Genomic DNA, 24,610 nt, shown 5'->3' with positions numbered 1-24,610 from the left:
CCGTCCTACCAGGGCAGGCGGGGCATGAACCCCTGCGGCAACGGCACGAGAAGGATCGATCTGAAAACGAAATCGCACACAAAGGCGGCGGCGAACGCGAACATAAGCGTCTGCCACCACGGGACGCGCAGCATCCTGAAAAGGACGATCAGGATCATTATCGAGATCGGGATGAAGCCGAGATGGCGCGCGAAGAAAATGTAGGCGACGACGCAGAGTATCGTGACCAGGATCGCCGGCATCGCGCCCGGCTTCCGGGTCCACTCGGTGCGCGTTATCAGCGGAAACGGCGCGGCGCGAAACCCACGCACAAGCAGCAGCAGCCCGCAGCCGACGAAGCCGATGGCGATGGCTGTCGGGAATGCGGCTGCCCCGTAGCGCTGGCCGGGTATTGCCGGAAAGGTCTGCGAATAGATGCCGACCGCCAGCCCGAAGACCAGCAGCATGGCACCCAACATGGTGTCACTGAAGCGCATCGAAACCTCGCGCGGCATACAGCGCGGCAGGATGGATGAAAGGCGCTGCTGCGCCCTTCATCCCATCCATGCCGTCCGGTTGCTACTGGACGAGGCCGACGGCCTTCATCGTGTCACCGAGCGCCTGGTTGCTCTGGCTCATGAAATCGGCGAATTCCTGGCCCGGCGCCCAGCGCACGCCATATCCCTGCGCCTTCATGAAGTTGCGGTAGTCGTCGCTGTTGTAGACGGTCTCGAGAGCGGCGGTCAGCTTCGTTGCGACGTCCTCCGGCAGCCCGGCCGGGCCGACGATGCCGCGCCAGGCGCCGATCTGCCAGTCCGAGCCTACCGCTTCCTTGAGCGTGGGCACGTCGGGGAAGAGTTCCGCCCGGTTGGCGGACATGATTGCGAGCGACTTGACGCGCCCCGCGTCGATCAGCGCGCGGGCTTCCACCAGCGAACACGGTACGATGTTGACGCCGCCGGCGACAAGTTCCTGTAGGCCTGGAGCAGCACCTTCGCTCGGCACCCACGGAACCTTGGCGGGGTCGATGCCGCGATCGTTCAACATGCCGGCGATTGCCAGGTGCCAGATGCCGCCTTGGCCTGTTCCGGAGGCCCGGAACGTCGCCGGTTCGCCTGCTTCGATGGCTGCAAGAAGCGCTTCCAGCGTGTCATATCCGGAATCCGCGGCGACCTGTACGCCCGCGGCGTCCTCGTTCATCAACGCAAGCGGGGTGTAGTCTTCCCAGGTCAGTTCGGTGAGACCCTGCCAGTGCATCATGCCGATCTCGACGGTTGCAATGCCCAGCGTGTAACCGTCCGGATCGGCCTCGGCGATTGCCGAATGGCCGACGACACCAGAGCCACCGGTCCGATTGACGACGTTCACCGGCTGGCCCAGTTCCTTCTCCAGCATGGAACCGATGATACGGGCCGTGGCATCGGTGCCGCCACCCGCGCCCCAGGGCACGATGATCGTCAGCGGACGCTCTGGGTATTCTGCCATGGCAGGTGTCGCAAACGGCAGCAGGGTGGCGATCGCGCCGGCTACTGCTAGTCCAAGAACCGATCTTCTGAGCATTTCATTCCTCCCGAAATTCTCCTCGATAGCGCCGTCCAGAATTGACGATACGGAACGGGGGCGCAACCGCCGGGTTGAAACAGACAGACGGGAGGGTATGGGCCAGAAGTGCGCAGCACTGCAGCCTCGGCCGGTGCGCGGCTGCGAACGGCTCTGTGTGTCGGAGCCGAGACATGCGCACAGATGCCCGGCGTCGAGCTGGTTTGCGGTTCGGTCAGTCGTCCTGGTTGAGCACCTGTTGTGCAGACAGGAAGTTGCCGATTTGCTGCAGGCCTTCGAAATGATCGCAGAACACCTTGATGACAACCAACAGGGGAACTGCGATCAACGCGCCGACAAATCCCCATAGCCATGACCAGAAGGCAACCGCGATGAGAATGGCTACGGCGTTGAGCTCAAGACGCCGCCCGACAACCAGCGGCGTGACGATCTGGCTTTCGATGATATTGCACAGAATGACGAATGACGGTGCCATCAACGCATAGCTCAGGCTATCGAAAGTGACGATCGAGATGACTGCGACGACCAGGATGGTCATCAGGGCGCCGACATAGGGCAGAAAGTTGAGCAATGCCGCCATCGCGCCCCATAGCAGGGGTGTTGGCATGCCCAAAGCCCAGAGGCCGACGCACACTACGACGCCGAGCCCGCCATTGATGATGGCGACCGTGAGCAGATAGCGCGAGACTTCTCGCTCCACATCGTAGACGACGCGCAGCGCACGCTTTTTCTCTGTCATCGTGGTGAAGGACTGTACGATTTTCTCGTAGAAAAGCGTGCCGGAAGCCAGCAGAAAGAGGGACAGTACAAACACGATCGCGATCGTTGTGCCCGCGCTCAGCATGTTGCCCGCCGCCTGCGACAGGATGCCGGGCTGCTGTACAGCTACTTTCAGTACGCCCTGGTCATTTGTCGTGTCCGCCGCTTCGTCGATCTGCCGCGAGATGGCGAGCAGCCTGTCAAGCGGCGATCGCAGCTCCCTCATGCGCTCGGTCAGTTCGCGTCCGATCTGCGGCGCATCATCAACGAGCTGCATTATCGGCCCGCTGAGCAGGTAGCCTCCGATGGTGAGAACCAACGCTGATGCCGCTACCAGCAAAGTCGCAGACAAAGGTGCGGGGATGCCGCGCTTCCCGGCGAAGCGGACGATTGGTGTCAGCGTAAGTGCGAAGAGGAACGCCAGGATGACTGGCATGAAGAATTCGCGACCGAAATAGAGCACGTAAATCACCAGGATAACGAAAATGCCTGTGAGTGCGAAATCGCGGCGCACTGTCCTGTCCGGGCCAGGAAGCGGCTCGGGTGTCGTCGACTGTTCACGCTCGTCGCTATCGGTCTTGCTCACGGCGATCCCCCCAGCTGGAAGCATCAACAATGCGCGAATTGGTATCGGGTTCCTAGAGGCCGTTTTGGTGCGTCGCTATTGACTCGAAATTCGCAAAAGTGCCAATTGTCCGACAAAGCGAATTTTCGCATGAATGGGCCGATGTCGGAAACTGAACTTGGCAGATTTGACAGGATAAAGGTGCCCTCGGCCTACGAGATGGTGGCCGACGCCATCGAGCGCGAAATCACCTCCGGCCGCCTGAAGCCGGGAGACCAGATCGGCACCGAAGCCGACCTTGTCCGCCAGTTCGGCGTCAACCGTTCGACCGTGCGCGAAGGCATCCGCGTGCTTGAGCAAAGCGGCTTCGTGCGGCGCGAGACGGGACGCAAGCTGTTCGTCTGCGTTCCCCGATATCGCAACCTGTCCAGCCGGATGAGCCGGGCGATGATCATCAACGAGGTCACGTTCCGCGAGCTTTACGAAACAGCGCAGGTCCTGGAGGGTGGCGCCGTGGAGGCAGCCGTCGAGCGCGCCACGGAAGACGACATCGCCGCGCTGGAGGAAAACCAGCTTCGCGCGGAAAGCGTCGTGGACGATCCCATTCGCCTTGCGGATGTCGATACCGAGTTTCACGCGCTTGTGGCGCGCAGTACCCGCAACCGGGTTCTCGAACTGGCGCGCGAGCCGGCCGCACTGCTTTTCTTTCCGACTTCGGAGATGATCTGCCGCCGCGTGCCCCAGGGCGGCAGTCGCATGGTTGCCGCGCATCGTGAGATCATCGATGCCATCAAGGCGCGTGACGTCGAGCGCGCGCGCATCTGGATGTTCCGGCACGTGCGCGACTGGAAGCGTGGTTTCGAGCGAGCCGGTCGCGACATCGACGAGCCGGTCGAAAGAATATTTCCGAAGCTCTCACCGGGAGCTTCGTTCTTGTAGGTGCCCTTCATGCGCGGGGAGGCTGCGTGAGCAAGGGGAAGGGAGGAGAAATGAGCCGGTTTGCCGTAACGGGCCGGACAGGGGGCGAGTTGATTTCCGGCGGGACGCATCCATGCGCGCGCCGATGAAACCTGCGAGCCTCGAGGTTGCCGGGCTGTCGCTATCCTTCGGCGGCCTGAAGGCCATCAACGACGTGTCGTTCAGCGTCGAGCCGGGCTCGATCACGGCGTTGATCGGGCCGAACGGCGCCGGCAAGACGTCGATGTTCAACTGCATTTCCGGCTTCTACAAGCCGCAGCGGGGCGCCATACGCTTCGACGGCGAGGACGTGTCGCGCACCCATCCGCCCGAGCGCGCCCGGATGGGTTTCGCCCGTACCTTCCAGAACATCGCGCTGTTTCGCGGCATGACCGTGCTCGACAACATCAAGCTCGGCCGCCATGCACACATGAAGACGAACATCTTCCAGGCGCTTGCCTATTTCGGCACGGCGGCGCGGGAAGAAATGGAACTTCGCGCCGAGGTCGAGCGCGACATCATCGATTTCCTCGAGATCAACCACATCAGGCACATGCCCGTCGCCTCGCTGTCCTACGGGCTGCAGAAGCGTGTGGAATTGGCGAGAGCGCTCGCCATGCGCCCGCGCATCCTTTTGCTCGACGAGCCGGTGGCGGGCATGAACCGTGAAGAGACCGAGGACATGGCGCGCTTCATCCTCGACGTGAAGGAGGAGTGGGGCACGACGATCCTCATGGTCGAACACGACATGGGCATGGTCATGGACATCTCGGACCATGTGGTTGTGCTGAATTTCGGTCAGGTGATCGCAAGCGGGCTGCCACACGAGGTGCAGGAGAACCCGCAGGTGGTGGAAGCCTATCTCGGCAGCGGCGACCCGGCTGCGCTGATGAAGCGGCTTGCGGAGGAAGCGGCCTGATGAGCGATCTCCTGTTCTTCATCGAAGTGTCGCTGGCGGGGCTAGGCTCCGGCGCGCTGTTGTCGCTGACCGCGCTGGCATTCGTGCTCATCTACAAGGCAACCCGCGTCATCAACCTCGCCGTCGGCGAAACCTTGATGATGGGCGGCTACTTCTTCTTCGCGCTGGCGGCCGGCATGAGCCTGCCGGTGTGGGTCGCCATTCCGCTGGCGATCGCCGGCGGCGGGCTGATCGGCGCCATCGTGGAGCGCGGCATCATCCGCCGCATGCTCGGCGAAAGCCCGATCTCCGTGTTCATGGTCACGGTCGGGCTCGGGTCGGTTCTCGTCGGGCTGGTCGAGTTCATCTGGGGCACGGACCCACGCTCGCTGCCGGACTTCATGGGATCGGCGCCGATCTTTCTCGGCGAGGTGTACGTCTCGCGCAAGATCGCAATCAGCTTCGTGGTCGCCGCGGTGGTGATCGCCATCTTCCTCGTTCTGTTCCGCTACTGGCGCGGCGGTGTCGCGCTTCGCGCCACGGCAACCGATCAGGCGGCCGCCTATTCCTGCGGCATCAATGTGCCCGGTGTCTTCTCGCTCGCATGGATCATCGGCTGCGGTACTGCGGCCGGCGCCGGAATGCTGCTCGGGCAGATCGGCGGCATTGCGCCAACCATGGGCGCGTTCGGCCTCTCGGCGCTGGTCGTGGTCATTGTAGGCGGGCTGGATTCCGTGGCCGGCGCGTTGATCGCAGGGCTGTTCATCGGCCTCGTCGAGGCCTGGACCGGAACCTATCTCGGCGGCGAATACAAACTCGTCTTCACCTTCGGCATTCTCATTCTGATGTTGATGATCCGCCCTTATGGCCTCTTCGGCACCACCGAAATCGAGCGGCTCTGACATGCGCATAGCGACAGCCAACGAGACATATCTGGCCGACGAGGCGCTGCTTTCGACGCGGACTCAGTGGGCGTGGATGGGCGTCCTCGCGCTGGTTCTGATTGCAGCACCGTTCGTGCTCAACAATTACTGGCTCTATCTTGCCTGCCTCGTCGCCATCAACGTCGCCAGCGCGACGGGCCTCAATATCCTCACCGGCTATACCGGCCTCGTCAGCCTGGGGCAGGGCGCGTTCATGGCGGTTGGCGCTTACACCGTCGCGTGGCTGGAGGCGAACGTCGGCACGCCGTTCTTTGTCAACCTCGTCGCCGGCGGCGCGCTGGCCGCGCTTGTCGGCGTGTTCGTCGGCATCCCCAGCCTGCGGGTCAAGGGCCTATACCTTGCGATCGCGACAATCGGTGCGTCGATCATACTCCAGTTCTTCTTCGTCAACTGGAGTTCGGTCACAGGCGGCTCGCGCGGCATCAACGTCGCTCCGGCTACCTTCTTCGGCACGCAGCTCACCACCTACTTCCAGCTCTACTGGCTGTTCGTGCCGATCGCAGCGCTGATGGTGCTGGGTGCGGCGAACCTTTTCCGCACGCGCGTCGGGCGTGCATTCATCGCAATCCGCGACCGCGACATCTCGGCCGAGGTGCTTGGCATTCCGCTCTTGCGCTACAAGCTCCTGAGCTTTGCGATCTCATCCTTCTATGCCGGTGTCGCGGGCGGTATGTGGGCCTATTTCTTCCGCTCGGTGAGCCCGGAAAGCTTCACCATAGTGGAGTCGATCTTCTATCTCGCCGCCGTCATCGTCGGCGGCATGGGCTCGATCCTCGGCGGCGTCATCGGCGCGGCGTTCATGACGCTGGTGCCGGAGATACTGCGTTTCGGTGTGGAGATTGCCTCTCCCTATGTCAGCAACGCCGCAACGCTTCTGTCGCCAATCCGCACTGTCGCGTTCGGCGGGTTGATCATCGCCTTTCTCGTGCTGGAGCCGCAGGGTCTGGCGGAGATTGTCCAGAGGATACGGAGGTTCTTCCATCTCTGGCCGTTCAAGAAATAACCAAAACCGTGGAGGAGTTTGAAATGTCCGGAATCACCAAGAGAACATTGCTTGCGCTCGCTGCATCGTCGGCGCTGGCCTTTGGCACACTTGCCTTTGCGCAGGACAAGGAAGATATCGTCATCGGCGGCTCGATCCCGCTCACCGGCGTCTTTGCCTTTGCCGGCGTCGCCATCGAGGCCGGTATCCAGGACTATCTGAAGATTCTGAACGAGCAGGGCGGCATCGACGGCCGTCAGGTGCGGCTGGCCTACGAGGATACGGGCTATCAGGTCGACCAGTCCGTGGCGGTCTTCAACAAGCTGACCAGCCAGAACGAGAACATGCATCTCTACTACGGCGACTCGACCGCCTTTTCGCGCACGATCAACCCGGAGCTCATCCGCCGCAACGCGATGATCATGGCCGGTGCGTCCTTCGCCAGCGAGATCAACGATCCTGAGAATTTCCCGTATCAGTTCATCGCGGGGCCGGACTACAGCGAGATGTTCTCGATCCTTCTGGAATACATCGCCAAGGAGAAGCCGGGCGCGCGGATCGTCACGGTGAATTCCGACAGTGAGTTCGGCCGCGACCCGATCGAGTCGACACGCGCCCGCGCCGCCGAGCTCGGCCTTGAGATCGTCGAGGAGATCATCACGCCGCCCGGTGCGGTCGATGTTTCGACCGAAGTGCTGAAGCTGCGGCGCGCGCGGCCGGACTACACGCTCTTCCATGGCTACATCCTCGCGCCGCTGCCGGAGTTCATGACGCAGGCCAAGCAGCTCGGCCTCGAGACCAAGTTCATGGGCACGTTCTGGTCGATGGATTCCAGCATCTGGGCCGATGTTGGCGAGGTTGCCGACGGCTTCATGGGCGTGATGCCCTATCGTTACTACTACGACGAGGAAGACGCACCGATGCTCGATCGCATCCGTGAGATGCGCCCGGAATATCAGGCGACCGGCTACATGCAGGGGTTCCTCACGGCGATGCTCATGACCGAAGCGGCCAAGCGCACACTGGAGGCCGGCAACGAGCTGACGGCGGAAAACCTCAAGGCGTCGCTGAACACGATCGAGGATTTCGATACCGGCGGCATCATCGGCGTGCCGATCTCCGTTCCCGGCAACACAGTGCCGGTCGGCCGCATCTACCAGTATGATGCCGCCGACAAGCGGATGGAGCCCGTCTCCGACTGGATCAGCCTGCAGGAGTAGGCATCGTGGCCGCGGATACCATCCTCTCGGTCGAGAACATCGAGGTCGTCTACAACAAGACGATCCAGGTGCTCCGCGGCCTATCGCTGACCGTGGAGCGTGGCAAGGTCGTCACGCTCCTCGGTTCCAATGGCGCCGGCAAGTCGACCACGCTCAAGGCGATCTCGAGCCTTCTGTCGCTGGAAGACGGGGCGGTGACCGCCGGCTCAATCACCTTCGACGGCAAGGCGATCGCCGACGACACGCCGCATGGCCTGGTTCGGCGTGGGCTTTTCCATGTCATGGAGGGACGGCGGATCTTCGAAGATCTGACGGTGGAAGAAAACCTCACCGCTGCGACCTTCGCCTTGTCCGGTCGTGGCGTGAAACCCACTTCCTTCGACGTCGTCTATGGCTACTTCCCGCGGCTTTACGAACGCCGACATGGTCGCGCTGGCTACCTGTCCGGCGGCGAGCAGCAGATGCTCGCGATCGGCAGGGCGCTGATCGCCCAGCCGAAGCTGATCCTGCTCGACGAGCCATCGCTGGGTCTGTCGCCCATCCTCGTCGAGGAAATCTTCGGCATCATCGCGCGCATCAACCGCGAGACCGGCGTGTCGATGCTGCTGGTCGAACAGAATGCAGCGGTTGCGTTCGCGGTGGCCCACTACGGCTACATCATGGAGACCGGCAAGATCGTGCTCGACGGGCCGACGGAAAGACTGGTCAGCGATCAGGACGTGCGCGAGTTCTACCTCGGCATGAGCGGCGGCGAGGGCGCCAGGAGCTATCGCGACGTCAAACACTACAAGCGCCGCAAGCGCTGGCTTTCCTGAGGGTGCCGATGACAGTGCCAAGCTTTCCCGAACTAACCCTGCCGCAGATGCTGCGCGAGCATGCAGTGCGTTCGCCAGAACGGATCGCCGTGCGGCAGAAGGATTTCGGCATCTGGAATCCGGTGTCGTGGAAAGCCTATTTCGACCGCGCGGCGGATGCAGGACATGGCTTTCGCGCGCTGGGGCTTGGCGATGGCGGCCACGTAGCCGTGCTTTCGGAAAATCGGGTCGAGTGGGTCTTGGCGCAGCTCGGCGCGGGCCTCGTCGGGGCGGTGACCATTGGCGTCTATCCGACCAGCCCGGCGAACGAGGTCGCCTATGTGCTGGAACACTCCGATGCGGAAATCATCGTCTGCGAGGATCAGGAGCAGGTCGACAAGGTGATCGAGGTGCGCGCGCAGCTTCCTCTCCTGAAGCGCATCGTCGTGGTCGAGACCAAGGGCATGCGAAACTACCCGGCCGACCTTGTGGTTTCTTTCGCCGAGCTGGAAGAGAGCGGTGCCGCGCATCGCAAGGCCAATCCTGATCTCGTCGACAGCGCGCTGGCGCGGCAGGGCCTCTCCGACATCGCACTGATGATCTACACCTCCGGCTCTACCGGCAAGCCGAAGGGCGCGATGCTGTCCTATGGCAACATACGCGCGCAGGCGATCGCCATCACCGAACGGCTGGCGCTCGATTCAGGCGCCACCCATCTCTCCTACCTGCCGCTGTGCCATGTGGCCGAACAGATGACGACGCTGATGGCGCCGGTCTATCTCGGCTCGCAGATCAATTTCGGCGAATCCATCCGTACGGTGCAGGAAGACCTGCGCGAGGTGGCACCAAATATGTTCCTCGGCGTGCCGCGGATATGGGAGAAGCTGCATTCGTCGATCCACATCCGCATGCTGGAGACGGGCGGGTTCAGGCGACGCCTTTTCGAATGGGCCTATCGAGCCTGCGAGCCGCTAGCCGAAAAACCACGGAACAAGCGTTCCGTGGGCGAGAAGCTGCGCTACGGCGTCGCCTATCTTCTCGTCTTCCGCGCGCTGCAAAACTATATCGGCCTACGCCGCGCCCGGGTCGCAATGACGGGCGCTGCGCCGATCTCGCCCAAGATCGTCCGCTTCTTCCGCACGATCGGCGTGCCGCTGGTCGAGGTCTACGGCGCGACGGAAACGAGCGGGGTGGCGCTTGGCCAGAAGACGGAACATCTGGTGCCGGGCTGCGTCGGTACGGCAGCGGCTGGCGTCGAAGCGCGGATGGGCGATCATGGCGAGCTGCTGGTGCGCGGCCCGACTGTCTTCGTCGGTTACTACAAGAACGAGGAAGCGACCGCCGCGGCCTTGCGCGATGGCTGGCTGCATACGGGCGACGTGGTTGCAGAAGAAGGCGGACAGTTCAAGATCGTCGACCGGCTCAAGGACATCATGATTACCGCCGGCGGCAAGAACCTGAGCCCATCCGAGATCGAGAACACGGTCAAGGGCAGCCCTTACATCAAGGAATGCATCGTCATCGGCGAAGCGCGCAAATACGTCTCCGCCCTGATCCAGATCGACTACGAGACGGTCGGCAAATGGGCTGAGGAAGAAAAGATCGCCTATACGAACTTCAGGAATCTCGCAGAGAATCCAGCCGTCCGCGACCTCATCGATCGCGAGATCGCCGAGGCCAACGCGCAGCTCGCGCAGGTGTCGCATATCCGCCGGTTCCACCTGCTGGCGAAGGAGCTGGACCACGATGATGACGAGGTGACCGCGACGATGAAGGTGCGCCGCTCCAACATCCAGAAGAAATACGCCAGCGAGATCGAAGGACTTTACACGGCAGCCTGATAGAGGCTTGGCCCAGTCGATCGCTCTGTGCTTCGCCGGCATTCCCGGCTAGGCTGCACCTCGGCGAGTCCTCGCGGGCGAGCCGTCCAGCCAAGCCGCCAGACCTGCCGTGATTGAACGCTTTCCCACTCTCGCCCCCTTCCAGCATCGGATATTCCGCTCGATCTGGCTCGCCAGCCTCGCGACCAATCTCGGCTCGCTGATCCAGACGGTAGGTGCGGCGTGGATGATGACCATCATCTCGTCATCCGCAGACATGGTAGCGCTGGTGCAGGCTTCGACGGCGCTGCCCATCATGCTGTTCGCGCTCGTGTCCGGCGCGATCGCCGACAATTTCAACCGGCGCAAGGTCATGCTCGTCGCGCAGACCTTCATGCTGCTTGTCTCGGTCGTGCTGGCACTGACCGCCTATAGCGGGCTTATGACGCCCTGGCTGCTTCTGACCTTCACCTTCCTGATCGGCTGCGGCGCGGCACTCAACAATCCGTCTTGGCAGGCTTCCGTCGGCGACATGGTACCGAGGACCGATCTGCCGGCCGCGGTCGCGCTCAACAGCATGGGGTTCAACCTCACGCGCAGCGTCGGCCCGGCGCTCGGCGGCGTCATCGTGGCCGCCTTCGGGGCCGTGGCGGCCTTCACGATCAATGCCGTGAGCTATCTGGCCCTGATCGTTGTGCTGCTGCGTTGGAAGCCGCCCACCGGCAACAACAGCCTGCCGCCCGAGCCGCTTGGCCTCGCCATCAGTTCCGGCCTTCGCTACATGGCGATGTCGCCCAATATCGAGAAGGTGCTGCTGCGCGGCTTCGTATTCGGCTTCGCCGTGATCTCGGTCGTGGCGCTGCTGCCGCTCGTGACGCGCGATCTGCTGCAAGGCGGGGCGCTGCTTTACGGCGTTCTGTTCGGCGCGTTCGGCGTCGGTGCCGTGGGTGGCGCATTCATCAGCGGACTGTTGCGGCAGCGGCTTTCGACCGAGTGGATCGCGCGGCTTGCATTTGCGAGCTTCGCGTTGTGTGCGTTGACCATCGCCGAAAGTCCGTTCGGATGGTTGACCTGCATCGCACTGATGGTCGCCGGCGCTTGCTGGGTCATTGCGCTTTCGATGTTCAACATCACCGTGCAGCTTTCGACGCCGCGCTGGGTCGTGGGCCGCGCGCTGTCGCTGTACCAGATGGCGACCTTCGGCGGCATGGCGCTCGGGAGCTGGGTATGGGGGCATGCGGCCGAAGATTACGGCACCGACGTCGCATTGTGGTTCGCGGCCGGCGTGATGTTTTTCGGCGCGGCCATGGGTGTCGGTCGGCTGGCCCTGCCGGCGCTGGCATCGCTCAACCTCGACCCGCTCAACCGCTGGAAGCAGCCGCATCTGGAACTCGACCTCACGCCGCGCAGTGGCCCGGTGAAGATCATGATCGAATACGAGATCGACGAAAAGGACACGCGGGAGTTTGTGGAGATGATGGCCGAGCGCCGGCGCATCCGTAAACGGGACGGCGCGAGGCGCTGGAGCCTGACGCGCGACCTCGAGCATCCGCGGCACTGGATCGAGGCCTATCACCTGCCGACATGGCTTGAATATGTGCGCTACAACCAGCGGCTTACCCACGCCGATGCCATCGTTGGCGATCAGATCAGGCGCCTGCATGCCGGCGAAAAGCCGCCACGTGTGTGGCGCATGATCGAGCGGCCGACGGGACGGCATGCGCGCGATGGTCAACCCAAGGGCATGACGGACCTGCACCAGCGAGGCTGAAGATAACGCGTCACAGGTCGATCAGCCGGCCTTTTGTTGGGCCGGCCCTGCGCCCTTGCCTTTGCTTTCATCGATCCGAGCAGCGATCTCCCCGAGCAACAGGTCATGCTCATAAATGCAGACCTGACCGCGACCGTTCTGCTTCGCGCGGTAGAGCGCCTTGTCGGCCCTTCGGAGAAGGTCATCCAGGCTCGTCTCGGGATCAGCGATCAAAGTGATGCCGACGCTGACACCGATCACGACTTCCCGACCGTCCACATAATAGGGTGCGCTCACCGCTTCGACGATGTTATAGGCCAGCTCGGCGGCGACTTCGGGCTGCTCGCCTTCCTGCTGGACGATGGCAAACTCGTCGCCGCCGACCCGTGCAACAAGATCGTCCATGCCTGCACACGCGCGCAACCTGTTGGCAACTTCGCAGAGCAGCTCGTCGCCCGCTGCGTGGCCATGCGTGTCGTTGACCTGCTTGAAGAGGTCAAGGTCGAGGCCCAGAAGAGCGCCGGATACACCGCGCCGCGCCCGCCGGATTGCCGGCTTCAGCCGCTCGCGGAGCGTGACGCGGTTGCCGAGGCCTGTCAGCGAATCGTGACGCGCCATGTGGGCGATGCGGGCTTCTGACTGCTTGCGTAGGTCGATATCCTCAAGCACGCCGACCCACTCGAGCACGGCACCGTTCTCGTCGAGCACCGCACCGCCTCTGTCGCGAACCCATCGCCATTGCCCATCGGCGTCGCGAACGCGGAACTCGAGGTCGAGATATTGCCGGGTCTGCGCCTCGCTTGTGGAGGTTGCAACGAGCAGGCTTTGCCGGTCTTCGGGGTGTATGCTTTCAAGCCAGTTTGTCCCCAGCGCGTTTTCCTGGGGCTGACCGGTCAGTTCCTCCCAGCCGGCAATCCATACGAGGGCGCCATCCTGCCAGCGCCACATCACCAACGCGCCGGCGCGGCTCATCGTTCGGTAGCGGCGGTCGCTTTCGCGCCGGGTTTTTTCCGCGGCCTCGACGCTGCGGCGCAACGTCTCGAATTCGCGGATCGACGACCGGGGTATCGAAGGCAAATTGTCAGGAGCGGCGCCCGCCGCAATTGCCGCGCTGTTTCTTGCAAGCGCGTTGACGGGATCGAGGATAAGGCGGCCGATCCAGATTGCAGCAGCAACCGTGGCAGCTATGGCGATCAAGCCACCGATCAGCAGGCCGACTAGCGGATTGCGCCATCGCGCGTTGAACACGGCCAGCGGTTCGGCGACGACGACAACCCACCCCGGTGTCCCGTCCAGCCTTTGAAAGGTCATCATGACCGTGCCGCCTTCCTTGGTGACGGCCTCGAAAGCTCCGTCGTCATCGCCGATGGCAACGAGCTTGTCCCAGTCCGGTGCCAGGCTCCCTATAAAACGCTCGGGGTCGCGCGAACGGGCGAGTATGCGCCCATTGCCGTCGGTTACAGCCACGAGGATGCCGTTGAGCGCGTGCCCCCGCTGTTGCAGCGCTTTTACCAGGTCCTGCGGTCTTACGCTCAAGACAATTGCGCTTCGCTCGTTCGGCCCGCTGTCGAAGGGCATGGCGAGCGACACGCGTCCATCGGCCGGGCCTTCTTCCATTGCAAGGTTGGAAACGGTCCGATGGCCGCTTGCTATCGCCCGGCTTGCCAGGCTGCGGGCCAATCCGGCAGCCCCCACCATATCCTTGTCCTCTGACTGGCCGAAAAGCCGGACGTCGCCCTCGACAACGACATCATCGATCAAGGAACCGGAAACAAGCCCGGACGTCTCGGCTCCGTCGACTTTCATTGCAACGGAGGCAAGCAGTCGAAGCAATGCGAAGCGCCCATCCAGGTCGGCCTCAACCGCTCGTGCAAGCGTTTTCGAGGTGTCGTCAAGCCGCGCGGTCGCTGTCTGCCTGTAGGCCTCGCTGGTTTTCCAGACACCTATGCCGGTGACGGTGATAATCGGGAACAAACAGGCCAGAGCAAAGGCCAGAAGAAATACGTAGAGCTTCTTCTGGCGACCGCTGGAAAATTTTGACAGCAAATGCAACCCCTCCAGACGTTTCCTGTCCGTGTCCCTGCGTCGCTTCTATCAGCGATCTAGAAACCAAGGGTTTGCGAGGATGGTCAACGTTTCATGAATGGTTGATGTTTGTGGCCGGTGCCGGCTGGGCCGGGGTCGTCGTGGAGGCCACGAGTTCCTGCAACTGATCTTTCGCCCCGGGGCTGGCCACGAGAACTGGCCCGCCGTCGAGCAACCTGTCGCCATCTGGAAATTCTCCAGCCCAGCCGCCTGCCTCCCGCACCATGAGCATGCCTGCGAGACAGTCCCACGAATTCATGTGCGGTTCGTAGTAGGCGACCAGCCTGCCGGCGGCTACGTGCGCCAGCATGAGCGCGCCGGAGCCGTTGCGGATGAAGACACCGCCGATCGCCATCAGCCCATCGACGAAATTCAAAATCGTTTCCCGCGGGACCCGGAAATTGGCGCCAAGCCCCGTCAGCCCGGTACTCAGCGTGGTTTCGGCATCCAGCTTCATCGGTCGGCCGTTTAGGGTCGCCCCCGCACCCTTCATGCAGGCAAACATCTCGTCAGTCGGCGGTGCGTAGATGACGCCCGCCACCGTGCGACCTTCGTGCAGCAACGAGATCGATACGCACCAGGTTGGAAGGCCGAAGATGAAGGGGCTGGTTCCGTCTATCGGGTCGACAACCCAGGTGAAGCCGCTGGAGCCTTCGGTCACGCCGAACTCTTCGCCCAGGAACCCGTCGGCGGCAAAGACGTCGACAACCATTTCGCGGATGCGGGTCTCGACGTTGCGGTCGGCAATTGAAAAGACATCCTGCGGATTGGCCTTGGTCTCGATGGCAAGCTCGTCGCGTCTGGCGAAATAGGACATGGCCATGCCGCCTGCCTCGCGCGCGACCGCTTGAGCCAGTTCCAGACGTGCCGCTACTTCGTTGTCCTGCATGTTCCCGCATTCCCTGCCGATGATGCCTGTGGTTCCGGCTGGTCCCGGTTTCCGCCCCGATATTCATGGCAGATGACGCCGCTATGACGAAGCCTGAGAGCACCGATCAAGGCTTGGAGCATAATTATTGTGCACGTGCACATTATTAGGCAGTTACTTCGTCTTCAAGGCTTCCGGCACCGGCGCGGCCACGATGCGTTTTATTGCTAAATTACTGATTTCTTGAGACTTGGCTCGTGCCCACGTCATCTGGCACGCATTCTGCTTTTCGTATTGCGGTGCAAAAATTACGAAAGGGGAAGGCGCCATGATCGAGAAAATGGGATCTACCCGCCGGTTGCTTGGGGCCGCGGCTCTCGCCGCGATGCTCGCCCAGGCCGGACCGGCTGCCGCGCAGGACGAAACAATCAAGGTCGGCATACTGCATTCGCTGTCGGGCACGATGGCGATCTCCGAGACGACGCTCAAAGACGTCATGCTGATGCTGGTCGAAGAGCAGAACAAGAAGGGCGGCCTGCTCGGCAAGCAGCTCGAACCGGTCGTCGTCGACATCGCTTCCGACTGGCCGCTCGCCGCCGAGAAGGCGCGCGAGCTCATCGAGGTCAACAAGGTCGATGCCGTCTTCGGATGCTGGACCTCAGTGTGCCGCAAGTCCGTGCTGCCGGTGTTCGAGGAGTTGAACTCGCTGCTGTTCTATCCGGTGCAGTACGAGGGCGAGGAAAGCCAGCGCAATGTGTTTTACACAGGCGCGTCGCCCAACCAGCAGGCCATCCCCGCCGTCGACTACCTGATGAACGAGGAAGGCGTGGAGCGCTGGGTGCTGGCCGGCACCGACTATGTCTATCCGCAGACCACCAACAAGATCCTCGAGGCCTACCTCAAGGACAAGGGTGTGGCCGCCGAAGACATCATGATCAACTACACGCCGTTCGGTCATTCTGATTGGCAGACCATTGTTTCCGACATCAAGAACTTCGGCTCGTCCGGCAAGAAGACCGCCGTCGTGTCGACCATCAACGGTGATGCCAACGTTCCGTTCTACCGTGAGCTCGGCAATCAGGGCATCGCGGCGGAAGACATTCCGGTGGTCGCGTTCTCCGTCGGCGAGGAAGAGCTTGCCGGCCTCGATACCGCTCCGCTCGTTGGCCACCTGGCTGCGTGGAACTACTTCATGTCGGTCGACACGCCCGAGAACGCCTCGTTCATCGAGACCTGGCATGCCTTCATCGGCAATGAGGATCGCGTGACCAACGACCCGATGGAAGCACATTACATCGGGTTCAACATGTGGGCGGCCGCGGTCGAAAAGGCTCAGTCGACCGAGGCTGATGCAGTGATCGATGCGATCGTCGGCGTGGAGGTTCCGAACCTCACCGGGGGCACTGCCGTTATGCTGCCCAACCACCATATCACCAAGCCCGTGCTGATCGGCGAGATACAGGATGACGGCCAGTTCGACGTCGTCTGGGAGACGGAAGGCCTCGTGCCGGGCGATGCCTGGTCCGACTACCTGCCCGAATCCGCGGTGCTGGAGGCCGATTGGACCGACCCGGTCAACTGCGGCAACTACAACACCGAGACCAAGAGCTGCGGAGGCTCGATGTAGCCTCATGACGGTCGTGGGTGAAGGCGACGTGCAGCGCCTTCACCCGGCCTTTCGCGGGAAGAAGCGATGAAGCGCATGGTCACGCCATATATCCGGAGCATTCCCGGCATCGTCCAATCAAGGATCGCTTTCCTTGCGATTGCCGTACTTGCGGTCGTGTTTTCAGGGCTCGCGGCGCAAGCGCAATCCGTCGAGGAACTGGTGCGCCAGCTTCCCGAAGGAAGCTATTCTGATCGGGGCAAGGTTGTCGCCCAGCTTGCCGCGACCGGAGACGTGCGGCTCGTGCCTTTGCTGGAGGCGCTCGCAGCCGGCGAACTCAACGTTGTCGAAGAAACCGGGCAGGTGGTGACCATCGCTCCTGCGGGCGACATCGTCCGACTGACCGATGCGCTGACGGCAGAGACCGCCGGCGAAGCGTCCAAAGGCGCGGTCGAGCGCATTCGCGTCAACAACAGCCTGCGTCGGGCTGTGCGTGCCGCCATCGGCCAGCTCACGCTGATGAGCGACAGTGCTGCAACACGCCGAAGTGCCGCCGAGGCGATGTTCAACACCGCCGAGCCAGACAACCTGGCGTTGCTCGACGAGGCATTGGCGCAGGAGGAACATGCCGGCGTTCGCCGGACGATGGAGCAGGCAAGAGCCGCTTCGATCCTGAAAACCGATGCCTCGGCTGAACAGATCGCCGAGGCCGTGGATACGATCAGCGCACGCGGTGACCGTGCCGCGCTCGGCATTCTGACGGCAATGCTCGGGCAGGCCGGCGACGATGTCAGGCCCGCGATCGAGGATGGCATCGAGGCCATAGAGCGGCATCTGGCCCTGCTCGATGTCGGCCAGAACGTCTGGTACGGCATCTCGCTCGGCTCGGTCCTGCTGCTGGCGGCGATCGGTCTTGCCATCACATTCGGCGTGATGGGCGTCATCAACATGGCCCACGGCGAAATGGTGATGATCGGCGCCTACACGACGTTCGTCGTCCAGAACATCGTTCGCACGTCGTTTCCCGGATTGTTCGAGTGGACGTTGACCTTCGCGCTTCCAGTTGCGTTTCTCGTCACCGCGCTCATCGGCATCGCGATCGAGCGGGGCATCATACGGTGGCTGTATGGCCGCCCTCTGGAGACGTTGCTGGCCACCTGGGGGCTTTCGCTGATCATCCAGCAGGCCGTGCGGAGCATCTTCGGCGCATCTAACCGTGAGGTCGGCAATCCGTCGTGGATGTCGGGATCGTTCGATTTCTACGGCATCTCCATAACGTGGAACCGTTTCTGGATAGTGCTCTTCGCCCTTGCGGTGTTCGCCATCCTGCTGGTGGTGATGAAGCGCACGGCGCTTGGTCTCCAGATGCGCGCGGTCACGCAGAACCGGCGCATGGCGTCTTCCATGGGCATCCGCACCCCTTGGGTCGACGCGCTGACCTTCGGTCTCGGCTCCGGCATCGCCGGGCTGGCAGGTGTAGCGCTTTCGCAGATCGACAACGTCTCGCCCAATCTCGGGCAGGGCTACATCATCGACTCGTTCATGGTGGTCGTGTTCGGGGGCGTCGGCAATCTGTGGGGCACGCTGGTGGGTGCGCTGACACTAGGCGTCGTCAACAAATTCCTCGAGCCCTATGCAGGCGCGGTTCTGGCGAAGATACTCGTGCTCGTCTTCATCATCCTGTTCATCCAGAAGCGTCCGCGCGGCCTGTTCGCGCTGAAGGGGAGGGCGGTAGAAGCATGATCACCCAACGCCTCCTCAACGCGCTTGGCGGGAAGATCCTGTGGGTGGCCGCAATCCTGCTGGCCATCGCCATCCTCGTGCCGGCATCGAACCTGCTGCTGCCAGTAGGCCACCCGCTGCGCGTGCCCAACTACATGGTGGCGCTGCTGGGCAAGTATCTCACCTATGCGATGCTCGCGCTCGCGCTCGATCTGGTGTGGGGCTATGTCGGCATCCTGTCGCTCGGCCACGGGGCGTTCTTCGCGCTGGGCGGCTACGCGATGGGCATGTACCTGATGCGCCAGATCGGCGACCGGGGCGTCTACGCCAATCCCGACCTGCCCGACTTCATGGTCTTCCTCAACTGGCAGGAACTGCCCTGGTACTGGTGGGGCTTCGACCAGGCCTGGTTTGCGATGCTGATGGTGATGCTGGTACCCGGCCTGCTCGCCTTCGTGTTCGGCTGGTTTGCGTTCCGCTCGCGGGTGACCGGCGTTTATCTTTCCATCATAACGCAGGCGATGACCTATGCGCTCATGCTGTCCTTTTTCCGTAATGACATGGGTTTCGGCGGCAATAACGGGCTTACGGATTTCAAGGACATCCTCGGTTATCCGATTCAGGCCACAGGCACGCGGGCAACACTTTTTGCGATAACCGCGCTGGCGCTTGCCGCCTCGCTCCTGATCTGTTCGGCGATCACCCGATCCAAGCTCGGCAAGGTTATGGTGGCGGTCCGCGATGCGGAAAGCCGGACCCGGTTCATCGGCTACAGGCCCGAATATGTGAAGCTGTTCGCCTTCGTCGTCTCGGCCGTCATCGCCGGCATTGCCGGCGCGCTCTACGTGCCGCAGGTCGGCATCATCAATCCCGGCGAATTCGCGCCGGCCAATTCGATCGAGGTCGTGGTCTGGACGGCGATCGGCGGGCGCGGCACGCTTTTCGGCCCGATCATCGGCGCCGTGCTCGTCAACTACTCAAAGTCGTGGTTCACGGCTGCCTATCCGGAACTTTGGCTATTCGCGCTTGGCGGTCTGTTCGTCGCGGTAACACTCTTCCTGCCGCGCGGCATCGTCGGTGCCATCGGGCAATTGCGTCAGTATTGGCTCAGCCGCAGCGCACGCGATGAAGGCGGCACACCGCCGGAGGCGAAACAGCTTGTGGCGGACAAGATCGTTCGCGCCCGCGTGAACGCCCCGTCGCCCGACCTGGGCTCGGCAAAACCACAGCCGGCGGAGTGAACCATGCCACGCACTGACACGATCCTCTATCTCGACGGTGTGTCGGTCGCTTTCGACGGGTTCAAGGCGATCAACAATCTTTCCCTGGTGCTCGACAAGGGCGAGATGCGCGCGATCATCGGGCCCAACGGTGCCGGCAAGACGACGATGATGGACATCATCACCGGCAAGACGAAGCCGGATACGGGCGAGGTGTTCTTCAACGGTAGCATCGACCTGACCCGGCATGACGAAGCCGACATCGCTACGATGGGGATCGGACGGAAATTCCAGAAACCGACGGTCTTCGAGAGTCATACCGTGGAGGACAATCTGCTGCTTGCCCTCAAGGGTCAGCGCGGCATTTTCCCGACCCTGTTTCACCGTAAGTCGAGCGAGGAGAAAGCGCGGATCGGGGAAATTCTTGCCACGATCCGGCTCGAAGATCGCCGCCAGGATTTCGCCGAGAACCTTTCGCACGGTCAGAAGCAATGGCTCGAGATCGGCATGCTGCTCGCACAGGACCCGAAGCTGCTTCTGGTCGACGAGCCGGTCGCCGGCATGACCGATGCGGAGACCGCGGAAACCGCCCGCTTGCTCCGGGAGATCGCGCGTACACATTCCGTCGTCGTCGTCGAGCACGACATGCATTTCGTGCGCGAGCTCGACGTCAAGGTCACGTGCCTGCACGAGGGCTCCGTACTGTCGGAGGGCTCGCTCGATTTCGTGTCGTCCGACGAGCGCGTGGTCGAGGTCTATCTGGGGAGATGAGCATGCTTGCCGTCCAGGATGCCACCCTCCACTACGGCGCCGCGCAGGCGCTGCGCGGCGTATCGCTCGACGTCGAACAGAGCAGGATCACCTGCGTGCTGGGCCGCAATGGCGTCGGCAAGACCAGTCTTCTTAGGGCCATCGTCGGCCACCATCCGCTTAGCAGCGGTTCGATTTCCTTAGAGGGGAAGATGCTCGGCCGGAGCGCGGCGTACGATCGCGCCCGGTCGGGTATCGCTTTCGTACCGCAGGGGCGCGAAATATTCCCGCTTCTGACGGTGCGCGAAAATCTCGAAACAGGCTTCGCACCGCTGAAGCGCGGAGAGCGCAGCATTCCCGACCATGTCTTCGAACTTTTCCCGGTGTTGAAGGAAATGCTCGGACGGCGGGGCGGCGACCTCTCGGGTGGCCAGCAGCAGCAGCTTGCCATTGGTCGCGCGCTGGTGATGCGACCCAAGCTATTGGTGCTGGACGAGCCGACTGAAGGGATTCAGCCGTCCATCATCAAGGATATCGGGCGGGCTATCACTTATCTACGGGACACGGTTGGACTGACGATCCTGCTTGTCGAGCAATATCTCGACTTTTGCCGGGAACTCGCCGACCACGTCGCGATCATGGATCGGGGCCAGATCGTGTATTCGGGTGGCGCGTCAGGGCTCGACGATCCAGCTGTGCGCCGTCATCTGATGCTGTGAGGCAAAGCATGCCGAAAAGCTTGGCGGTTTATCCGCTCGCCTAAGTCTCTTGGCTTACTTCCAGCGAGATGCGTGTCCGGAACAGCACGGTCGCGTCCCCCCTCACATCAATCGCGAGATCCAATCGATCAGGGTTGGTGGCTTTTTCACGCGCCATGTCGAGCAATGCGAAGACTGCCGTCTGCCTGGCATCTTCAACGCTGGCGAATTCATGCCCCGACTCGTCCAAGAGGACTTCATCGCCGCTCCGCGTATCAAAGTAGAAATGCGGCATATCCAGCTTCCCTTAAACAATCTCGCACAAGCATAGCTTGCCGGGATTAACCCCAGTTCATCTGCTTCCGGGTCAGTTTAAGGATGGACACCCCGCCTCCAATCCCACAGGAATTGAAACATCGGCCCTTTGCCTTTGCAAGAATTTTTCACTGCGCTGGTTGTGTTAGACGTGGATAAAGTTCCGCTGTCATGCACTTGCAGGACGGTTGGTGTCTGCTGCTGTCGATCGGTACTCAAGGTAGCGGTTAAAGGCTGTGACGAGATGGTAGAGAATGCTCGCAGGGACCTCGGTTGCTACCGGCGTACCGTCTTCGGCAATGCGATCGAGCCACAGACCTGATTTTGCGGGCGAGAGGTGAGTGCGGAAGATGCGTTCCATTCGCTCCTCCACCTCCCGGGCGAGCTGCAATTCGTCCGCCTGGTCGAGAGCTATTGCCGCCTTGACGGCTTCAGCCTGTGGCCAGCTCCTTGAAATCCGGTCTAATGCCTTGCCATTGCGGCTCACTGCGCCGAAAGCGAGACCGGTGAGCCGATTGGTTCCGCTGGCGAGCGCGGAGCAGTAAATCTTGTACGCAGCACGTGATTGGTCCTTCCAATCCGAGCATGCTGCCAGTTCGCAAAGCAGCGCCGACCACTCGAAATGATGGCCCGGCTCGGTCCAGTCTCCCTGCTGCCCCGGCATCGGGCGCCATGCAGCGTCGTAATACTCCCCGACGGTCCAGGTTTCGCTGTCGAAGAAATGGTGGTTGAAGAGGTCGCCGATCGCCGACGCCCGTTCCAGCCAGCAGGTCTCGCCGGTCGCCTTGTGCCAGGCGAGAAACGCCTCAAGCAGGTGCATATGCGGGTTCGCCCGTCGCGGTAGCGTACCTGCATCATCCTCATGGAAGCCGCCGGACCGCCGGTCGGCGAGCACGCCATCGACATATGCCATCGTTTCGTCGGCAAGGTCCCTGGCTTCGGCAAATCCGCAGCGATAGGCATGTGCGAGGGCAAGGAGCATGCATGCCTGGTCGTAGGCATCGCCCGCGCCGTCCAGGACCGCGCCTGCGGGATCGAGAAGCTTGACCCAGCCGCCGTCCGCGCGCCGTCCATGGCTGCGCAGGAAGTCGAGCCCGTGTGCGACGAGTTCCCGGGCATCAGGATACCATCCACGCCTGGCGGCGACGGCGAAGGAATAGACCTGCCGCGCCATCGTGCGCATCCGCTTGGGCTTCATGATGGGGGTACCATCGAGGCCGACTGCTTCATGGAACCCCCCATGAACGTGGTCGACGCCATGACGACCCCAGAATGGAAGTGCCTCGTCCGTCAACCAGCGCCGACACCGCAGCCGCATTCGTGGAGACGCGGGCTCCAGTCCGATCTGCGGGGGAGAACGCAACTCTGCGCGAGCCTGTTGCTCGAGGCGCTCGGCAATGAGGCGAACGTCCTGGACACGCGACGTTTTGGCCACGAGCGTGGCATCCGCCGTCGACACCACAGTGATGCCTTCAAGCCCGATGGTTGCAACCAGACGACCATCGCTGCGAATATATGAGCTGTGGCAATCATGTGAGACGACGTCGCCCATCACCACATTGCCGTTCGCATCCGGATCGCCGAGCGTGAAGAGCGCTTCCCATGATCCGACGTCGCTCCACTGGAAGCGTGCCTCCACGACCGCTATGTCGGCAAAATGCTCGAGCACTCCGTGATCGACCGAAATGGGTGGAATGGTCGCGAACACGTTTTGCGGCAGCAATGTTGACCGGCCCCGCTTCGCAGCGGTCTCATACGCCTTGCCAACCCGTTTCCATATCGCAGGCTGCAACCTCTCGAAGGCATCCCGAATGGAAGATGCCCTGCAAAGGATGATGCCAGCGTTCCAGAGATAGTTGCCGTCGGCCACAAAAGCCGCCGCCTTCGCTTCGTCCGGCTTCTCCACGAAACGCAGGAAACGGGGGGATTGTTGGTCGGCTTTTCTTTCTATCTGAATGTAGCCATAGCCGGTTTCGGGACGTGTCGGCCTGACGCCAAATACGACGAGTTTGCCCTCGCGGGCCGCGTCCATGCCGTCGGCGACGGTTTCCCAGAACAGGTTGTCTGGCCCGATCTCATGGTCCGCGGGGACGACGAGCATCAACGGATCGCTGTCGCCGTCGTCAAGCGCATGCCTGGCGGCTATCGCCACGGAGGCTGCGGTGTTTTTCGGCATGGGTTCCAGAATGACCTGGCAAGTCGACGGCTCATGCGGTTCGACGGCCTCCAGAAGCGCCTTTTCATGCTCGGCGGCGCCGATAACGACGATGGCGGTATCCGCCTCCCTGCCGGCGCGCATCCTGTCGAGCGTCTTGGCGAGCATCGACTTTCCGCCGGTCAGTGTCTGGAATTGTTTGGGGCGGTCACGGCGCGATAGCGGCCACAGACGGGATCCGCTGCCGCCGCAAAGCACGCATACAACAACCGCGTCAGAAGCGGCGACCGAACGTTTGCCCAGCGGCCGACGCGAACGGCGATCCAGCCTGGCTGTATCCAATCCGGGTGCGACGGTGGTGTCTGCGTCCGTCGGTGTAGCATGGTCCATTGTCAGCCCCTCCGCGCTTGCAAGACAATGAAACTGCGTTTTCGCGAGCGCGTGGGGAACTTGGATTAAAGCCTGAACACTAACGATCGCGCCGTAGATGCATACCCTAATCGGGGGATGTGAGCGGTGGTCTGGGCATGTATCCGAGCGTTATGGAGGTTTTTGCCATGATCAAAAATCCATCGGTTTGGAAACGCACGTCTTTGAATTGCTTGGCCGTGCTGCGAAGTCCGAAATTAACTTCCGTTTATTGCTTAATGTCCGCGACAGAAGACGATGTCACGACATTTGATCTGAAGCAAATATTTTCCGGCGAACTTTCGCTATGCGGAACTTTGCCCTGACGAGGTGATTATGTATTATTCACGCCAGGGTGGAAGGGGCGTTTCTCGTATGTCGACTGCCGACATCCATGCCGCCTTGCTGGAGAACCCGGCTTTTGCCGGATTTACGATCAGCCAGCAGGGGCTGAAGGTGACGTCCCGAGACGTGGTGTAGCTGGTTAGCGCGGCGGTCATCGGCGCTTTCCGGTAGGGTTTGGTTGTCGACACCAACTCCTGCTGAAAGGAACAC

At 62.1% G+C, this 24,610-nt stretch carries 21 protein-coding genes; 13 read left to right on the top strand and 8 right to left on the bottom strand.

The genetic code is table 11. The features are described from left to right. Positions 1–5: 5 nt before the first annotated feature. From V1479_RS25010 to V1479_RS25000, 3 genes are all read right to left on the bottom strand, one after another. Complete coding sequence (locus tag V1479_RS25010) at positions 6–476, bottom strand: tripartite tricarboxylate transporter TctB family protein (protein ID WP_368805226.1); 471 nt, start codon at positions 474–476, stop codon at positions 6–8. A gap of 82 nt (positions 477–558) precedes the next feature. Further along, the gene (locus V1479_RS25005; protein ID WP_438620902.1) at positions 559–1,539 is read right to left on the bottom strand and encodes a tripartite tricarboxylate transporter substrate binding protein; all 981 of its coding nucleotides are present in this window, start codon (positions 1,537–1,539) and stop codon (positions 559–561) included. Between the two features lie 214 nt (positions 1,540–1,753). Further along, a complete protein-coding gene (locus V1479_RS25000) occupies positions 1,754–2,884 on the bottom strand; it encodes an AI-2E family transporter (RefSeq protein WP_438620901.1) in 1,131 nt (376 codons plus the stop codon). Positions 2,885–3,025: 141 nt separating this feature from the next. Between V1479_RS25000 and V1479_RS24995 the strand changes: the two genes are divergently transcribed. From V1479_RS24995 to V1479_RS24960, 8 genes are all read left to right on the top strand, one after another. Further along, complete coding sequence (locus V1479_RS24995) at positions 3,026–3,802, top strand: FadR/GntR family transcriptional regulator (RefSeq protein WP_368805225.1); 777 nt, start codon at positions 3,026–3,028, stop codon at positions 3,800–3,802. Between the two features lie 112 nt (positions 3,803–3,914). Then, entirely contained in the window at positions 3,915–4,739 is an 825-nt protein-coding gene (locus V1479_RS24990; protein ID WP_173193039.1) for an ABC transporter ATP-binding protein, read from the top strand. Then, a complete protein-coding gene (locus V1479_RS24985) occupies positions 4,739–5,620 on the top strand; it encodes a branched-chain amino acid ABC transporter permease (RefSeq protein WP_368805224.1) in 882 nt (293 codons plus the stop codon). The genes V1479_RS24990 and V1479_RS24985 overlap by 1 nt, the downstream gene beginning before the upstream one ends. A gap of 1 nt (position 5,621) precedes the next feature. Beyond that, the gene (locus tag V1479_RS24980; RefSeq protein ID WP_368805223.1) at positions 5,622–6,665 is read left to right on the top strand and encodes a branched-chain amino acid ABC transporter permease; all 1,044 of its coding nucleotides are present in this window, start codon (positions 5,622–5,624) and stop codon (positions 6,663–6,665) included. Positions 6,666–6,688: 23 nt separating this feature from the next. Next, entirely contained in the window at positions 6,689–7,864 is a 1,176-nt protein-coding gene (locus tag V1479_RS24975; protein ID WP_368805222.1) for an ABC transporter substrate-binding protein, read from the top strand. 5 nt (positions 7,865–7,869) lie between these two features. Beyond that, positions 7,870–8,679 carry an ABC transporter ATP-binding protein gene (locus V1479_RS24970; protein ID WP_368805221.1) on the top strand — a complete coding sequence of 270 codons (810 nt, stop codon included), beginning with the start codon at positions 7,870–7,872 and terminating at the stop codon, positions 8,677–8,679. 8 nt (positions 8,680–8,687) lie between these two features. Then, a complete protein-coding gene (locus tag V1479_RS24965; protein ID WP_368805220.1) occupies positions 8,688–10,499 on the top strand; it encodes an AMP-dependent synthetase/ligase in 1,812 nt (603 codons plus the stop codon). Between the two features lie 109 nt (positions 10,500–10,608). After that, positions 10,609–12,249, top strand: a complete 1,641-nt coding sequence (locus tag V1479_RS24960) for an MFS transporter (protein ID WP_368805219.1) — start codon at positions 10,609–10,611, stop codon at positions 12,247–12,249. A 21-nt stretch (positions 12,250–12,270) separates the two neighbouring features. Here V1479_RS24960 and V1479_RS24955 read toward each other — a convergent pair whose 3' ends face one another. Together V1479_RS24955 and V1479_RS24950 are read right to left on the bottom strand one after the other, a co-directional pair. After that, entirely contained in the window at positions 12,271–14,274 is a 2,004-nt protein-coding gene (locus V1479_RS24955; RefSeq protein WP_368805218.1) for a diguanylate cyclase domain-containing protein, read from the bottom strand. A gap of 91 nt (positions 14,275–14,365) precedes the next feature. Next, positions 14,366–15,202 carry an inositol monophosphatase family protein gene (locus V1479_RS24950; RefSeq protein WP_368805217.1) on the bottom strand — a complete coding sequence of 279 codons (837 nt, stop codon included), beginning with the start codon at positions 15,200–15,202 and terminating at the stop codon, positions 14,366–14,368. A 319-nt stretch (positions 15,203–15,521) separates the two neighbouring features. Between V1479_RS24950 and urtA the strand changes: the two genes are divergently transcribed. From urtA to urtE, 5 genes are all read left to right on the top strand, one after another. Next, positions 15,522–16,808, top strand: a complete 1,287-nt coding sequence (gene urtA, locus V1479_RS24945) for an urea ABC transporter substrate-binding protein (protein WP_438620904.1) — start codon at positions 15,522–15,524, stop codon at positions 16,806–16,808. Between the two features lie 75 nt (positions 16,809–16,883). Then, positions 16,884–18,530 (top strand): urea ABC transporter permease subunit UrtB, encoded by a 1,647-nt coding sequence (gene urtB, locus V1479_RS24940; RefSeq protein WP_368805239.1) that lies wholly within the window; start codon positions 16,884–16,886, stop codon positions 18,528–18,530. After that, a complete protein-coding gene (gene urtC / locus V1479_RS24935) occupies positions 18,527–19,750 on the top strand; it encodes an urea ABC transporter permease subunit UrtC (RefSeq protein WP_368805216.1) in 1,224 nt (407 codons plus the stop codon). The genes urtB and urtC overlap by 4 nt, the downstream gene beginning before the upstream one ends. A 3-nt stretch (positions 19,751–19,753) precedes the next feature. Further along, entirely contained in the window at positions 19,754–20,500 is a 747-nt protein-coding gene (gene urtD / locus V1479_RS24930; RefSeq protein ID WP_368805215.1) for an urea ABC transporter ATP-binding protein UrtD, read from the top strand. Positions 20,501–20,502: 2 nt separating this feature from the next. After that, complete coding sequence (gene urtE / locus V1479_RS24925; RefSeq protein ID WP_368805214.1) at positions 20,503–21,198, top strand: urea ABC transporter ATP-binding subunit UrtE; 696 nt, start codon at positions 20,503–20,505, stop codon at positions 21,196–21,198. 40 nt (positions 21,199–21,238) lie between these two features. Here urtE and V1479_RS24920 read toward each other — a convergent pair whose 3' ends face one another. The 3 genes from V1479_RS24920 to V1479_RS24910 all read right to left on the bottom strand — a co-directional run. Further along, positions 21,239–21,472 carry a DUF6894 family protein gene (locus V1479_RS24920; RefSeq protein WP_368805213.1) on the bottom strand — a complete coding sequence of 78 codons (234 nt, stop codon included), beginning with the start codon at positions 21,470–21,472 and terminating at the stop codon, positions 21,239–21,241. A 189-nt stretch (positions 21,473–21,661) separates the two neighbouring features. Next, positions 21,662–24,037: an AGE family epimerase/isomerase gene (locus V1479_RS24915; protein WP_368805212.1), complete on the bottom strand. Its 2,376-nt coding sequence runs from the start codon at positions 24,035–24,037 to the stop codon at positions 21,662–21,664. 363 nt (positions 24,038–24,400) lie between these two features. Further along, the coding region (locus tag V1479_RS24910; protein ID WP_368805210.1) for a hypothetical protein at positions 24,401–24,610 on the bottom strand (210 nt) is incomplete at its 5' end.

The organism is Neoaquamicrobium sediminum, from assembly GCF_040970315.1.
GTDB lineage: Bacteria > Pseudomonadota > Alphaproteobacteria > Rhizobiales > Rhizobiaceae > Aerobium > Aerobium sediminum.
Note: the sequence above shows the minus strand (reverse complement) of the source record. Positions and strands in the feature narration are given on the sequence as shown.